General features: G+C 65.9%; 12 protein-coding genes, 2 tRNA genes and 2 pseudogenes. 9 read left to right on the top strand and 7 right to left on the bottom strand.

Translation table 11 applies throughout. The annotated features are described in order from the left end of the window. The 7 genes and pseudogenes from Q1V87_RS01260 to Q1V87_RS01230 all read left to right on the top strand — a co-directional run. Positions 1-410, top strand: a pseudogene (locus Q1V87_RS01260) (pyruvate dehydrogenase (acetyl-transferring), homodimeric type); the annotation flags it as partial. Between the two features lie 10 nt (positions 411-420). Beyond that, on the top strand, positions 421-1,638 hold the full coding sequence (locus tag Q1V87_RS01255; protein ID WP_300590517.1) for a CdaR family transcriptional regulator: 1,218 nt from the start codon (positions 421-423) through the stop codon (positions 1,636-1,638). A gap of 85 nt (positions 1,639-1,723) precedes the next feature. Then, complete coding sequence (locus tag Q1V87_RS01250) at positions 1,724-2,659, top strand: ACP S-malonyltransferase (RefSeq protein WP_300590518.1); 936 nt, start codon at positions 1,724-1,726, stop codon at positions 2,657-2,659. Then, positions 2,656-3,657, top strand: a complete 1,002-nt coding sequence (locus Q1V87_RS01245) for a beta-ketoacyl-ACP synthase III (protein ID WP_300590516.1) — start codon at positions 2,656-2,658, stop codon at positions 3,655-3,657. The genes Q1V87_RS01250 and Q1V87_RS01245 overlap by 4 nt, the downstream gene beginning before the upstream one ends. A 93-nt stretch (positions 3,658-3,750) precedes the next feature. Next, positions 3,751-3,999, top strand: a complete 249-nt coding sequence (locus Q1V87_RS01240) for an acyl carrier protein (protein ID WP_195691493.1) — start codon at positions 3,751-3,753, stop codon at positions 3,997-3,999. A gap of 51 nt (positions 4,000-4,050) precedes the next feature. Continuing rightward, positions 4,051-5,286, top strand: a complete 1,236-nt coding sequence (locus tag Q1V87_RS01235) for a beta-ketoacyl synthase (protein WP_300590515.1) — start codon at positions 4,051-4,053, stop codon at positions 5,284-5,286. A gap of 424 nt (positions 5,287-5,710) precedes the next feature. Then, a complete protein-coding gene (locus Q1V87_RS01230; protein WP_300590514.1) occupies positions 5,711-7,000 on the top strand; it encodes a lipocalin family protein in 1,290 nt (429 codons plus the stop codon). A 137-nt stretch (positions 7,001-7,137) separates the two neighbouring features. Here Q1V87_RS01230 and Q1V87_RS01225 read toward each other — a convergent pair whose 3' ends face one another. Next, positions 7,138-7,641, bottom strand: a complete 504-nt coding sequence (locus Q1V87_RS01225; protein ID WP_300590513.1) for a DUF3145 domain-containing protein — start codon at positions 7,639-7,641, stop codon at positions 7,138-7,140. Positions 7,642-7,882: 241 nt separating this feature from the next. Between Q1V87_RS01225 and Q1V87_RS01220 the strand changes: the two genes are divergently transcribed. After that, positions 7,883-9,469 carry an SPFH domain-containing protein gene (locus Q1V87_RS01220; protein WP_300590512.1) on the top strand — a complete coding sequence of 529 codons (1,587 nt, stop codon included), beginning with the start codon at positions 7,883-7,885 and terminating at the stop codon, positions 9,467-9,469. Between the two features lie 207 nt (positions 9,470-9,676). On the opposite strand, the gene Q1V87_RS01215 is transcribed toward Q1V87_RS01220, so the two are convergent. Together Q1V87_RS01215 and Q1V87_RS01210 are read right to left on the bottom strand one after the other, a co-directional pair. Beyond that, positions 9,677-9,750 (bottom strand) — tRNA-Ile (locus tag Q1V87_RS01215). A 28-nt stretch (positions 9,751-9,778) separates the two neighbouring features. Further along, positions 9,779-10,786 (bottom strand): DMT family transporter, encoded by a 1,008-nt coding sequence (locus tag Q1V87_RS01210; protein WP_300590511.1) that lies wholly within the window; start codon positions 10,784-10,786, stop codon positions 9,779-9,781. 56 nt (positions 10,787-10,842) lie between these two features. Between Q1V87_RS01210 and def the strand changes: the two genes are divergently transcribed. Next, positions 10,843-11,409: a peptide deformylase gene (gene def / locus Q1V87_RS01205; RefSeq protein WP_300590510.1), complete on the top strand. Its 567-nt coding sequence runs from the start codon at positions 10,843-10,845 to the stop codon at positions 11,407-11,409. Between the two features lie 24 nt (positions 11,410-11,433). Here the strand turns inward: def and Q1V87_RS01200 are convergent. The 4 genes and pseudogenes from Q1V87_RS01200 to Q1V87_RS01185 all read right to left on the bottom strand — a co-directional run. Then, a tRNA-Asn gene (locus Q1V87_RS01200) sits at positions 11,434-11,509 on the bottom strand. Positions 11,510-11,593: 84 nt separating this feature from the next. Further along, on the bottom strand, positions 11,594-12,382 hold the full coding sequence (locus Q1V87_RS01195; RefSeq protein ID WP_300590509.1) for an ATP-binding cassette domain-containing protein: 789 nt from the start codon (positions 12,380-12,382) through the stop codon (positions 11,594-11,596). Between the two features lie 53 nt (positions 12,383-12,435). After that, positions 12,436-14,331, bottom strand: coding sequence for a DNA primase (gene dnaG, locus Q1V87_RS01190; RefSeq protein ID WP_300590508.1), 1,896 nt, complete (start codon positions 14,329-14,331; stop codon positions 12,436-12,438). Positions 14,332-14,340: 9 nt separating this feature from the next. Next, positions 14,341-14,715, bottom strand: a pseudogene (locus Q1V87_RS01185) (deoxyguanosinetriphosphate triphosphohydrolase); the annotation flags it as partial.

Below are 14,715 nucleotides of genomic sequence, written 5' to 3'. Positions count from 1 at the left end.
GCGTCACCTCGTGGACGGAGCTGCGCCGCGACGGCCTCGCCGCCGACGAGCACAACTTCTTGCACCCCGAGAATGAGCCTCGCCGCGCCTACATCAGCGAGAAGCTGCAGGATGCCGAGGGCCCCGTGGTCGCCGTCAGTGACTTCATGCACGCCGTACAGGATCAGATCCGTCCGTGGGTTCCGGGGCGCTTCGCAACGCTCGGCGCCGATGGCTTCGGGTTCTCGGACACGCGTCCGGCAGCACGACGCTTCTTCAAGATCGACGGCCCCTCGATCGTGGTTCGCACGCTGCAGGCACTGGCTGAAGACGGCGTCGTCGACCGGGCCCTTGCCGGCCAGGCGATCCGCAAGTACGACCTGCACAACGTCAAGGCTGGCACCAGCGGAAACGCAGGCGGGGAGAGCTGACGACCCGGCCATGACAGCGCATCCCACCGACAAGGCCGAGACTCTGGCGTGGCTACGCCGCATCTCGGGGGATCTCGCCACCGCGACGATCCAGCGGCTCGAGCAGAGCCTGCCCTGGTACTCCGAGATGCCGCCTGCGCGTCGGTCCGCGGTGGGCCTGGTGGCCCAGGCCGGTATCACGTCATTTATCCAGTGGTACGACGATCCGCAGTCGACGCCGTGGATCGCCGCAGACATCTTCGCCGCTGCGCCCCGAGAACTCTTGCGCAGTGTGAGCCTGCAGCAGACGCTTCAGCTCATCCGTGTGTCAGTGACGGTGACCGAAGAGCGGATCGCGAGCAAGAGCGAGAGCCTGCGTGAGGCGATCCTCCTCTACTCGAGGGAGGTCGCCTTCGCGGCGGCCGACGTGTATGCCCGAGCCGCCGAGGCGCGCGGGCTGTGGGATGCACGGCTGGAAGCTCTCGTCGTGGATTCGATCCTCACGGGCGAAACCGACGAGGAGCTGCCGAGCCGGATTGCGGCGCTCGGATGGCACGGCCACGGAGAAGTCGCTGTTCTGGTGGGCACGACACCGCCACAGTTCGACGTCGACCAGCTGCGCCGAACCGCGCGCAAGCTCGGCGTGGATGTGCTCATCGGGGTGCAGGGATCCCGATTGGTTCTGGTGATCGGGAGGTCAGAGCCGTCACCGCGCTCAGAAGACGCCGAGCAGGACTTGCCCTTCCCCGAGATCGCTCGGCGCCTCGAGCCCGGCTTCGGGCCGGGATACCTCGTGCTCGGCCCCGCGGTGCCGGCGCTGGTCGATGCCAGCATGAGCGCCCGCGCAGCACTGGCGGGATTTGCCGTTGCCCGCGCATGGCGGCATGCGCCGCGGCCGGTCGAGGCCGATGACCTGCTTCCGGAGCGCGCGCTGGCCGGTGATCCGTTGGCCAAGCAGACGTTGATCGAACGCATCTACCGTCCCCTGCACGCGCATTCGACGGATCTTGTCACGACCCTGTGGAGCTACCTCGACAACGGTCGGTCGCTCGAGGCCACCGCGCGCGAACTCTTCGTGCACCCGAACACGGTTCGGTATCGCCTCAAGCGCGTCTCGGAAGTCATCGGCTGGGATGCCACGGGTCCCCGCGAGGCCCTCATCCTCCAGACCGCGCTTATTCTGGGGTCGATGGGCACCGAGTCCGTGCGGCGCCGACCTACCGCGCTGCACCGCCGCGTATCAGCGTGATCGTGTAGACGCGCGACAAACGAATGCGCGGTTTCTCGATCAGAATCTCCAGAATGACCTCTCGACACGCTGGCAGGATGGGATGGTGATGATCGCCGTCTTCCCCGGTCAAGGCTCCCAAACACCAGGATTCCTCCGACCCTGGCTCGAACTCGATGGAGTCCGTGCGCGGCTCGAGCAGTTCTCTCAGTGGGCAGAGGTCGACCTCATCGGAGCGGGAACCGAGGCGGATGCCGACACCATCCGCGACACGCGCATCGCACAGCCGCTCATTGTTGCGGCCTCGGTGTTGTCGTGGGAGCTCTTCACACAGCGCGTCTCTACGCCTGTCGACGGGGTCGCCGGGCATTCCGTGGGCGAGTTCGCCGCCCTTGCAGCGGCGGGCGTCATTGATGCGGAGACTGCCCTACGACTTGTCGGGATCCGCGGCCGGGCGATGGCCGATGCCGCATCGCTCGCAGACACCGGAATGAGCGCCGTCATCGGCGGCGACCAGGCAATCGTCGAGGGGAGCCTCGCCGAGCTCGAGCTCACACCGGCGAACTTCAACGGGGGCGGACAGATCGTGGCGGCAGGTGCGGCAGCGGCGCTCGCCGCGCTGAGCGCCGAGCCGCCGGCGGGGACCCGTGTGATTCCGCTCTCGGTTGCGGGCGCCTTCCACACGCACTACATGGCGCCGGCGGTCGAGACACTGCGGTCAGCTGTAGCAGCCGTGACCCCGTCCGATCCGGGCCTGCAGCTGTGGACGAATCGAGACGGTTCGCTAGTAAGCAGCGGCGCGGAGGCGCTCTCGCTCGTCGTCGATCAGGTTGCCTCCCCGGTTCGGTGGGACGCGTGTATGCAGTCTTTCGCAGCCGCGGGCGTCACGGGACTCATCGAGTTCGCTCCCGGCGGCACGCTTGTCGGCCTCGCGAAGCGTGCTCTGCGCGGAGTACCCTCAGTCGCGGTCAAGACTCCCGAAGACCTCACATCAGCGGCCGAGCTTCTGGCCACCGCATCCGCTCAAGGAGAAGCCGAATGACCGCGTCCCTTCGTCAGCCCCAGGGCGCTGCGCACACACGGATCTATGCCTATGGCGCCGCCCGGGGCGAACGAGTCGTTCCGAACGATGATCTCGTCGGTCCGATCGACTCAAGCGACGAGTGGATCCGCCAGCGGACGGGAATCGTGACCCGCGTGCGTGCGGTGGAAACGACCACCGCGATCGACCTCGCCGCGGATGCCGCCGCCGAAGCCGTCTCGAAGTCAGGCGTCTCTCCGGACAAGATCGACGCCGTGATCGTGGCGACGATCTCCAACCCCCGGCAGACCCCGTCAGTTTCGGCGATCGTTGCGGAGCGCATCGGAGCAAAGGATGCCGCAGCGTACGACCTCAACGCCGCGTGTGCGGGGTTCGCGTACGGCGTGGGGCAAGCCGATGCTCTCATCCGCGGGGGCGGCGCACACTACGCCGTCGTGATCGGAGCTGAGAAGCTCAGTGACATCGTCGACCCGACCGACCGCTCGATCTCTTTCCTCCTCGGCGACGGTGCTGGTGCTGCCGTTGTCGGCCCCTCGGAGACACCGGGGATCGGCCCGACGGTGTGGGGCTCGGATGGCTCGAAGGCCGACGCCGTCGGGATGAACCACACGCTGACGGAGTTCCGCGACGGTAAAGCACCGTGGCCTACGCTGCGCCAGGAAGGCCCGACGGTCTTCCGCTGGGCGGTATGGGAGATGGTCAAGGTCGCCCGTGAGGCCCTCGCGGCTGCCGGAGTCGAGGCATCCGACCTCGCTGCCTTCGTTCCGCACCAGGCGAACATGCGGATCATCGACGAGTTCGCCAAGCAGCTCGGGCTTCCCGAGTCCGTCGTGATAGGACGCGACATCGAGACGACCGGAAACACCTCCGCCGCCTCCATCCCGCTCGCGACGCACCGGCTTCTCGAGGAACACCCCGAATTGAGCGGCGGCCTGGCCCTGCAGATCGGTTTCGGAGCGGGCCTGGTCTACGGCGCGCAGGTCGTCGTCCTTCCGTGAGTCACGAACCTCGAACTCTAGACTTGCAGGACGGTCTCACCTGAGGCCCACACCGACCACAACCCATCCATATCAACCCAGAGGGAGATACCCATGGCACTCACAAACGACGACGTCCTCGCAGGACTCGCCGAGCTCATCACCGACGAGACCGGCATCTCTGCCGACGAGGTCGCCATGGAGAAGTCGTTCACCGACGACCTCGACATCGACTCGATCTCGATGATGACAATCGTCGTCAACGCCGAGGAGAAGTTCGGCGTGACCATTCCCGACGACGAGGTCAAGAACCTCAAGACCGTCGGCGACGCCGTTACCTACATCACGTCGAACCAGGCGTGACCCGATCTCCGGTGGGGGCGCCGCCCCCACCGGACCATCCCTGAGGACTACATGAGCAGTTCACGTATCGTCGTCACCGGTATCGGCGCCACAACCCCCATCGGGGGAACGGCGCCAGAGTCCTGGTCGGCACTGCTGGCCGGCGAATCTGGCGCGCGCTCGCTCGAGCATAACTGGGTTTCGAAGTACGAGCTTCCCGTGACGTTCGCCGCTTCGGCACGCGTCCCGGCAGACACCGTGCTCGCCCGGCCCGAAGCCAAGCGCCTCGACCCGTCGTCTCAGTACGCACTGGTCGCTGCCCGCGAAGCGTGGGCCGACGCAGGCACCCCGGACGTCGACCCTGAGCGCCTCGGCGTCGACTTCGCCACCGGAATCGGCGGACTGTGGACTCTCCTCGACGGGTGGGACACCCTTCGCGAGAAGGGCCCGCGTCGAGTCATGCCGATGTCGGTTCCCATGCTCATGCCCAATGCTCCTGCCGCGGCTATCTCGATGCATCTGGAAGCACGTGCATACGCACGCACCGTGGCCTCGGCCTGCGCATCCAGCACCGAGTCGATCGTCAATGCCGTTGAGCACATCCGCCTCGGCCTCGCAGATGTCGTGATCGCGGGCGGCACCGAGTCGGTCATCCACCCGATCACCCTCGCTGCCTTCTCCTCAATGCAGGCCCTGTCACGCCGCAACGACGACCCGGCTCACGCGTCACGCCCCTACAGCATCGACCGTGACGGTTTCGTCATGGGTGAGGGCGCCGCCGCGCTGGTGCTCGAGACCGAAGAACACGCGCGTGCCCGCGGTGCCCGGATTTACGCCGTCGTGGCCGGCGGCTCCGTCACGGCTGACTCGTACCACATCACGGCGCCCGAGCCCGAGGGCCTCGGCGCTTCCCGCGCAGTTCTGCAGGCTCTCGCGCAGGCGGACGCCTCTGTCGATGACGTGACGCACATCAACGCACACGCCACCTCGACACCGACCGGAGACATCGCCGAATACAAGGCGCTGCTGTCGGTCTTCGGTGACCGCGTTCACGAGATCCCCGTGTCGGCAACCAAGGGCTCCACGGGACACCTGCTAGGCGGTACCGGCGCTCTGGAGGCCGTCTTCACCGTCTTGGCGCTGCACAACCGCATCGCTCCCCCGACGATCAACATCACGGAGCAGGATCCCGAGATCCCGCTGCGGGTGGGTGCAGCCGTCGAACTCGGTGAGGGCGATCACGTCGCAATCAGCAACTCGTTCGGATTCGGCGGACACAACGCCGTCGCCGCGTTCCGCAACATCTAAGGAACCCTGCCGGGCTGACCCCGTGTGGGAGACTCGACCCGTGGGTTCTGTTCGCGCGATGGTGCTGGCTCCGGTCATGGCGCTGACCCTCCTTGGGCTGAGCGCCTGCACTTTCGGACCTCCGACGGCTGCGCCTGAGGCCTCTGCATCCCCCTCAGCCTCGCCCTCTGCAACCATCCAGGGGCGTGTGGCGACCCCAACCCCCGCCACCACGGCAACAACACGTCCGACGCCGTCGCCTTCCACACCAACAGGTCCCGGAAGCGGCGGTGGTGGTGGTTCCCATCGCCCGACGCCGCAGCCGACACCGAATCCCGCGCCGACGCCCACCCCGACCCCGACAATTCCGCCGGCGTGCCCCACCAGCGACACTCCCCCGACGGATCCCGTCCTCGCGTTCGGCTCGATCGCCAAGTACTCCCCCGTGCCGCTCGCACAGGGGCGCGACTGCACCGGATTTCGGGCCTACCTGTCCACAGGGCTCCCCCAGTACGACTCGCAGTCCTATGAGTTTTTCGGACACCTTGTCGGCAGTGACGGCAGCATCAACGCGATCGCCTTGATGTCACAGGGAAACTCGGTCATCCCGGGCCTCCAGGTACCCCTCCTCACCATCGAAGAGTCAGGGCTCATCTTCAACCGCCTCGACCAGAACACCGGTCCCGCGTTCGGCGGAATCGATGGCCTTGCCGACATCACGGTTCCCACGAGCATCAGCTACCAGCCCTGGCAGATCCACGTCGAACAGCAGAACAACGGCCAATCACCGCAGACGGTCGACATGAGAGTTGTTACCGGGGCCATCGGCGCCGTCGGCGCAGTCTACGAGCTCACCGTCTCGGTCGACACCGGGATCTACCAGTCCGGCGTCAGCGAACCGACCACACTGACCATCCGGGCACGCGATACAACAGGCATCATTCAGTGGGGATACGGACCCAACGGGTTCTTCCCGCTGTGGATGTTCGACGGGACGCCACTACCGGCATCCAGTGGCCCCATCGCTACAACCGATCAGCGCACGGCCATCATGAACACCTATGGCGGAGACATCGGAAGCTACCTCGCCGAAACCAACGACCCGATGACCGGGCAGGGCTCGCACTACTACTCGATGCCGCTCGTCGAGGTCGAGTCGTGGTCGATACAGATCGGATCGACATACGCCGGCGGCGGCACGGGCGGCGTGCTGTTCTTCGACAATCTCACCGAAACGTACAACGATTCCGCGAAGTACATCGTGAGCAATGGGTATGCCTGGACCGAGTTCTCGGTCCAACTGCCCGATACCGAACAGGGCATGCTGATCGCGGTGACAGGCCAGCAGGACGTCGGAAATCTCTACTACGCCATGCTCGGCGGTGCCGGATCTTCCCAATCAGCCAATGGAACCCTCAACCCGACCGCCAACTGGCCGCAGGGCGCGATCCACATCACGCCCGACCCAGCAAGCGCATGGACCTCGCCGCACAGCTGCTATGTCTATGAGCTCTCGTATGCCGTGACGTTGGATGCCTCAGCATCGCGCCCCGGCGCCGACCTCGTGTTCCGCGCGACCGCGCAGGATCAGGAACTGAACGCTCTCGGACGCGCGGTCTACGAGGGTCTCTTCTCCTACTCCGGCACACTCGACGGAAAGGCGGTCAGCGGGTACGCCTGGGGCGAGATCCAAGGCCGCCCGCCGGCCGGAAGTCCGACACCGCCGAACTGCTGAAGCCAGAGGCAGAACGGGTTCCTCTGCACCATCGCTCAGAGGAACCCGTTCTCATCGTCACGTGCTGCCACGCTCTCCCAGCGCCGGGAATCGTCACATCCGACATCCGGTACGCACGCGCGCGGCACGCGAAGTCTCTACCCCACCTTGTGAAGCCACACGACGGCGGCGTCGTCACTGGCGTGGCGGAACGGCTCGAGTTCGTCATCCCATGCCGAACCGAGCGCGACCTGCAGTTCGCGTTGCATGTCATGGACATCGCGCGCCGCGAGCTCCATCGCATAGCGAATCCGGTCTTCCCCCACGACGACGTTACCTGCGGCATCCGTCTGCGCATGATGGATGCCGAGGTCCGGCGTGTGCATCCACCGAGCGCCGTCTGAGGCAGCCGACGGGTCCTCGGTGACCTCGAAACGCAGGTGTTCCCAACCGTGCATGGCGGAGGTGATCGCGGCCCCCGTGCCGATGGGTCCCGACCAGAAGTACTCAGCACGCCGCGCGCCGGGCAACACGGGTTGGTCCATCCAGTCGAAGTTCACCGCACGACCGAGCGCGCGGCCCACCGCCCACTCCAAGTGGGGGCACAACGCCCGCGGCGCGGAGTGAATCATCACCACACCGCGCGTCATTGATGTAGCCATATCGATCTCCGTTCTGAGGTGCGTCTTCCCCAACGTCCTCAGGAGATCTGTGGCTGTTCTGTTATGGGGCCCATTATCGCCCGGGTCGAGCCGAATCACAAGCCTGTCATTCTGCGGTGACCGTGGCGCGAACTGGGGCTTTGCCGAGGACCGCCCGTCTGAAAGGCTGGGTCAGGGGGGCCACACGCGACTCTCGCAGCGCGCCTCATCTGGCGCGCTGCCCAAACCTAAGGAGACGTCCATGGAGGCAGCCGGACTTGTCGGCATTCTGATCATCATCGGGGTCGCTGTGGTCGCAGCGATCATCGTCGCGCTCATCGGCCTCCTGCTGGCGAGGGCCTGGATCAAGGTCGCCCGCGCAGACGAGGCCCTCGTGATTTCGGGCCGCAAGCAGCGCGTCCAGACCACAGTGATGGATGCCGACGGCACGAGCCGATCGGAGATGACAGAGTCACCGGTCACCGTGATCGTCAACGGCAAGTCGCTCGTGAACCCCCTCACACAGCGCCACGAGATCATCTCGCTGCGTTCTCGCCAAGTATCGCTGAATGCTGAGGCGCAGTCGCTGGACAACGTGACGCTCAACGTTGATGGCGTCGCGATCGTCAAGATCGGGTCTGACCCCGTCTTCGTCCGCCGGGCCGCCGAGCGTTTCGCCTCACAGGACAAGGCGATCGAGCAGTTCACCACCGAGCAGCTTGAGGGAGCACTCCGCGGAATCGTCGCGACGCTGTCTGTCGTCGAGCTCATGCGGGAACGCAAGAAGTTCTCGGATCAGATCGCCGCCGATGTCTCTCAGGAGCTCGCCGAGCAGGGACTCATTCTGGACTCCTTCCAGATCAAGGGGATCACGGACGCAATGGGGTACATCCAGTCCCTCGGAGCGCCGGAAATCCAGGCCAAGCGCCAGGCTGCCGAAATCGCGCAGACCAACGCCGACCGTGCGATCAATCAGAAGAACATCGCGAACCAGGAAGCGAATCTGATCGAGCAGACGGCGCTGGACACCAACACCGCCAATGCGAACGCCGGTATCGGTCGCGCTCGCGCCGAGGCCGAACAGGCTGAGCAGCTCGCGAGAGCACAGGCTGAGCAGGCAGTTCTGCAGCAGCAGGCCGAGAACCGCCAGGCCCAGCTGGATGCCGACGTCAAGCGTGTCGCCGACGCTCAGCGCTACGAGGCCGAGACGCGTGCTCAGGCCGAGCTCTACACCCGTGAGCGCGCGGCAGAGGCTGCTGCCATCGAGAAGATCAAAGAGGCGGAGGCTCGCACGCGCATCGCCGAGCAGCAGGCAGAGGCCGATCGCGCCCGCGCTGCCGGTGAGGCAGCCGCTGCCGAGGCTCGCGCCGCCGGTGAGGCGAGTGCCCTGCGTGCCCTTGCGGATGCCGAAGCCACCGCAAGACGCCTGCGCGCAGAGGCGGAGGCCGACGCAATCCGGGCCGAAGGTCAGGCGCGCGCCGAGTCGATTGAGGCGGAGGCAGAAGCCATCGCTTCCAACCAGGAGGCGATCCTGTCCCAGCGTGTGCTCGATGTGCTCCCCTCGATCATGGCGGAGTTCGCGAAGGGCTACTCCGCCATCGGCAATGTCTCGATCGTTGGCGGCGGGTCCGGCGAGGAAGGCGCCTCGCGTGTTATCGGAGCCGACAGCGCGACAGCCATGAAGTCGGTGTTCGACAGTGTGCAGGCGGCGACCGGCATCGACCTGGCCTCAATCATCCAGGGGCAGACCGTTGGCCGCGCCTTCGGCGCTGGTATGGCGGATGCCGCCAGCGCCGAGCCCTCACAGGTTGCTGCCACCCGGCGCCCAACCAAGCCGAAGGCGGAGTAACGCTCGACGGCAACACCCCACAACGAACAGAACCCCGCCAGAAGGCGGGGTTCTGTTCGTAGGGCGGGTGGGACTTGTCCCTTTCGCCCCTCCACGGCTCGCTGCGCAATCCGCGGAGCCTCCGGCGAATGGGGCCCACCCACAGGGTGCGTTCTCGGCAACACCCCACAACGAACAGAACCCCGCCAGACGGCGGGGTTCTGTTCGTAGGGCGGGTGGGACTTGAACCCACGATCGTCGGGTTATGAGCCCGCTGCCTTGACCAGCTTGGCCACCGCCCCCTGCCAGATCAGCGTACCGGGCGTGCGCTCACGACGAGGACTTCGGCCCGTCGGAGGACGAATCATCCGACGCGCTTCCGCGTGTGAACGGCAGCTCCAGGCTGTCGCTGATCACCTGCGGGTGGTTGCGCGCCAGGCTGATCACTCCGTACACAGCGAGGGCGCCGGCGACACCGAATCCGATGAAGGCCCACAGCGGCGCAGTCTCCGCCTCCTGCAGAACGACAAGTCCGATGACCACCGCGACGATCGGGTCAATCACGGTGAGGCCCGCGATAACGAGATCGGGTGGACCCAGACTGTATGCCGTCTGGACGAAGTACGCCCCAACCGCCACCGCAGCCAGCAGGGCAACGACGCACAACAGAGTGAGCCAGTCGAAGTTCTGGTCGCGAATCCGGCTCAGAACCACCTTCGCGAGAGTCGCTACGAACCCGTAGAGAACCCCCGAAGCGACGATATAGAACAGCGCGAGGCCGTGCTTGCGGAACACGAGCCAGAGAACCGCGAAGATGACGATGGTCACGGCCAACAGACCGAGGATGATGAGCAGCTGCGCTTGAGTGACGGGACGCTCGGTGGCAAAGAACGCGGCGATCGTCACGAAAATGAAGATCCCGCCCACTGCCGCGACGATCGATCGGATCGATTGGCGGGTCGGGCGATGGCCGCTGATGCGCGCGTTCAACAGGGTCGTGATGACCAGCGAGACGGCGCCGAGTGGCTGGACGACGATCAGCGGCGCTACGGAGAGTGCAGCCAGCTGACAAACGATGGCCAGGCCGATCATGATGGTGCCCGCCAACCACGATGGCCGTCGTAGCAAGTTCAGAAGGTGGTTGCGGTCGAGTCCGTTCCCACCGGACCGACCGGTGACCTTCTCGACCTTCTGAACTCCCCGGTACTGATACTGGGCGCCGAAGGACATGAAGATGGCGCCGAGCAGTGCGAGAGGAATACCCGCGAGAATTGCGGGGTCACGGAACGCCTCGGAGATCTGGTCGGTCACACTTGCCGACACGGTCAGGAGGAGCACCTTTCGACCCTATCCCGGCGTCGGCCGGACGCCGTGTGTCTCAATAGGCTTGTCGCATGGCTGTTCTCCCGATCCGCATCATGGGCGATCCCGTCCTCCACGCTCCCGCCACTCCCGTCGCAGAGATCGACGACGACATCCGTCGCCTTGTCGCCGACATGTACGAGACGATGGATGCCGCGCCCGGCGTCGGGCTCGCCGCCCCGCAGGTGGGCGTGGGGCTTCGGATCTTCACCTACAGCTACACCGATGACGACGGTGCGCCGTGGCGTGGCGTGGTCATCAACCCGGAACTGTGGATTGCTCCCCTCGAGCCGGGCGAGCCAGATCCCGACGAGGAGTCCGAAGGCTGCCTGTCCTTCCCCGGTGAGCGGTTCCCACTGCGCCGGTCCGAGCGCGCCAGGGTGACCGGAATCGATCTCGAGGGTGAGCGGGTCGATATCGAGGTCGACGGCTGGCGCGCGCGCATCCTGCAGCACGAATTCGATCACCTCGACGGCGTGCTCTATGTGGATAGGCTCGGTGACCGCGATTGGCGCACCGCGCAGAAGATATCTCGCAAACAGGGCTGGGGTACGCCGGGCAATTCATGGATGCCAGGCGTCGACGACCTCGACGCCTGAACCATCGACGAGGAAGAGAAGTAATGGCTCCCCGGCTTGGACTCGAACCAAGAACCTATCGGTTAACAGCCGATTGCTCTGCCAATTGAGCTACCGAGGAATATGCCCGCCGCAGCAGGCAACCCCACTATCTTAGCAAAGCCGACGGGGTGTCAACGACGCGGGGCACCCCCGCGTCGCGCCGTCAGGAGACGACGAATCGGCGGTCGGCTTCTGTGCTCGGCGTCCAGATGAGATCGTTCGTGCCGTGGCCGAAGGCGACGACGTGTCCGCCTCGCAGCACGAGCACGTTGGCGTCGAGTTCCTTGACGGCTTCGGGGTCATGCGTGGAAATGACCGCGGCCATGCCGGTGTCATCGCGTCGCCTCGTGATGGCCTCGCGCGCGGCTTTGCGCACTTCGACATCGAGATTCGCAAACGGCTCGTCGGCCACGAGAATTCGCGGATCAACGACGAGGGCGCGGGCGAGGGCCACGCGCTGGCGCATCCCGGCTGACAGCTCGTACGGGAACTTATTGGCAGCGCCGAGGGGAAGCATGAGTTCATCGAGCAGCCCCGCGACCCGGATCGCGAGGGCCTTCTGGTTGATGCGGCGTTCTCTCGAGGTGATCGGCTCGGCGATCACCTCCGAGACCGTCAGCCGAGACGGCAGGTGCGCTCCCGCAGATTGGGGCAGGTATCCAGCGAAGTAGGTCAGTTCGCGGATGGCCCTGCCGGGCCGCCGCACCGAAATGCCATCGACAAGCGCGTCGCCGCCCGTGACCGAGACCCCGTCGTGTGCGCGACCGGCAAGTACTGAAAGCAGACTCGACTTCCCGGCACCGGTAGGACCCATGAGCGCCAGGACCGAACCGCGCGCAACAGTGAAGGTGATGCCGTCGATGAGCTTGTCGGTCTCGCCGCGACCGGTGTGACTGATCGAGAGGTCCGAGCACACGATCGCCGCTTCGGTGGCCCTGCGACGAGGAGACATACCCTCATCCTGCCGTGCCGTCGCGCTGGGATCCAGTCTGGACTCCGACACGATCAGCGTTCGCTGTCTCCTGTCCACCGCTGCCGCTCAAGGTCGAGCTCGCGCAACTGCAACCGAATCCGACGTCCCTCTTCGGAATCCGGGGGCACGCGCTGGACGGCGCGCACCAGTTCCGCCTTCTCCGAATCGACGCGTCGGACGATCAGTCGGCGCATCAGATCGGATGCAGACGCTGCGGCATCCGCCTCACCGAGAGCCGGGAACGCGGACATCAGCAGCTCCGAGCCGAGGGCGCGGTAGGGCTCGCGGATGGTGTCTACGGCCTGTACTGCCCACCCCGCTCGGGTGTAGTCGGGCGCCTCAACCACGGCCACGCGAACCGCGTCGAGCGCGGGATGCCGGAACGCGGCTCCCAGGGCGCGCCGGACGGTCGCATCGTCGAGACGGTGCCCGAACTGCAGTGCAGCCATGAGCGCATCCCGCTCGATCACGACATCACGCGTGCGCGGAAGCGACGCGATCGTGGGGACCAGCACAGGCGGGGACGCGGCGAGGGGCCCATCGTCCGGATGCTGGCGCTCGGATGTCGCACCGTCGCTCCCGCGTCGCTGCGGCCCTCCGCCCGCGTCGCGGGAGCGGGAAGCACGCGTAACGGCAGCACCCACCTCGTCGAGGTCCAGTCCGATGCGGCGCGCGAGCACGCGAACATAGCCCGGGCGCAACGATGGGTCTCGGATGTCGGCCACCACCGGTGCTGCCGCACGGAGAGCGGACGCCCGCCCTTCGACAGTTCCGAGGTCGTACTGTGCGAGACGCTGGTCGATGACGAACTCGAACATCGGTGACTTGTTCGTCATGAGGGCGCGCACGGCATCATCGCCGCGGGCGAGACGTAGATCACACGGGTCCAAACCGTCCGGGGCCACAGCGACATAGGTCTGCGCAGAGAAGCGTTTCTCGTCGGCGAAGGCGCGGAGGGCTGCCTTCTGACCCGCGGCATCGGGGTCGAAGGTGAAGACCACCTCTCCCCCACTCGAATCGTCGCCCATGACGCGCCGGAGCACCGTGATGTGATCGCTACCGAACGCCGTGCCACAGGTCGCGATCGCCGTTGTGATTCCCGCCAGGTGGCACGCCATGACATCGGTGTAGCCTTCGACGACCACGACCCGGTGCTCCCGCGAGATGTCACGCTTGGCCAGATCAAGTCCGTAGAGCACCTGGGACTTCCGGTAGATCGACGTCTCCGGCGTGTTCAAGTACTTCGGGCCCTGGTCATCTTCGAGCAGCCGTCGCGCCCCGAAGCCGACGACTTGGCTCGTCACATCACGGATCGGCCAGATGAGTCGGCCACGAAAACGGTCGTACGTACCGCGCTGACCTTGTGAGAGCAGTCCGGCAGCCAAGAGCTCCTCACGCGTGAACCCCTGCGCAGTGAGGGCATCCGACAGGTTCGACCAGCCCTTGGGCGCGAAGCCCACGCCGAAGTGAGCAGCGGCAGCAGCGTCGAACCCTCGCTCGCCCAGGAACCGACGTCCGATCTCGGCCTCGGGCGTCAGAAGTTGGGCGCGGAAGTACTCGGCAGCGGCAGCGTTGGCCGCGTAGAGGCGGCTGCGGCCCGAGTTCTCCGGCGCTGCGCCACCCTCCTCGAAGTGCAGGGTGTAACCGATGCGGCCTGCCAAGCGTTCGACGGCCTCGGTGAAGCTCAGATGGTCCATCTTGCGCAGGAACGAATACACGTCGCCCGACTCGCCACACCCGAAGCAGTGATAGAAGCCGACCTGCGGCCGCACATGGAAGCTCGGACTGCGCTCGTCGTGGAAGGGGCACAGTCCCTTCAGCGAACCAACACCGGCGGATTTGAGCGCAACACGTTCGCCGATCACATCCGCGATGTTCGTACGCGCCTTCACCTCGTCGATGTCGGCCTGAGCGATACGTCCTGGCATCCGGGCGCCCTACCGTGCCCGCATCGGCGTGCCGGGTACCCAGATCCCGAGGGAGGCGACATCGACGTCACCGACAAGCCTGCCGTGCCACGAGATCGCGTGCTGATCGGTCAGGCTTGCGACCTGATCGACGATCGTGCGGCGTCGCTCTCGGTCGGTCACGGCGTGATCGAAGTCTTCGCGGTAAACGGGATCCAGCTCGTGCGGGTTCTCCCACAGCGCTGTGGCCAGGCGCTTGAGCAGGCGCCGCTGCTCTTTGTAGAGCGCCTTACGACCATCGATGCTCACCACCACAGCACCAATGATGCCCTTGAGCACCCCCATCTCGGCCTCGATGACGCGAGTCACCACGACGTGAGCATGGAAGCGGGTCAGATCCGGGCC

This window comes from Microbacterium sp., from assembly GCF_030149085.1.
GTDB lineage: Bacteria > Actinomycetota > Actinomycetes > Actinomycetales > Microbacteriaceae > Microbacterium.
This window is presented reverse-complemented; position numbering and strand designations above follow the sequence as displayed.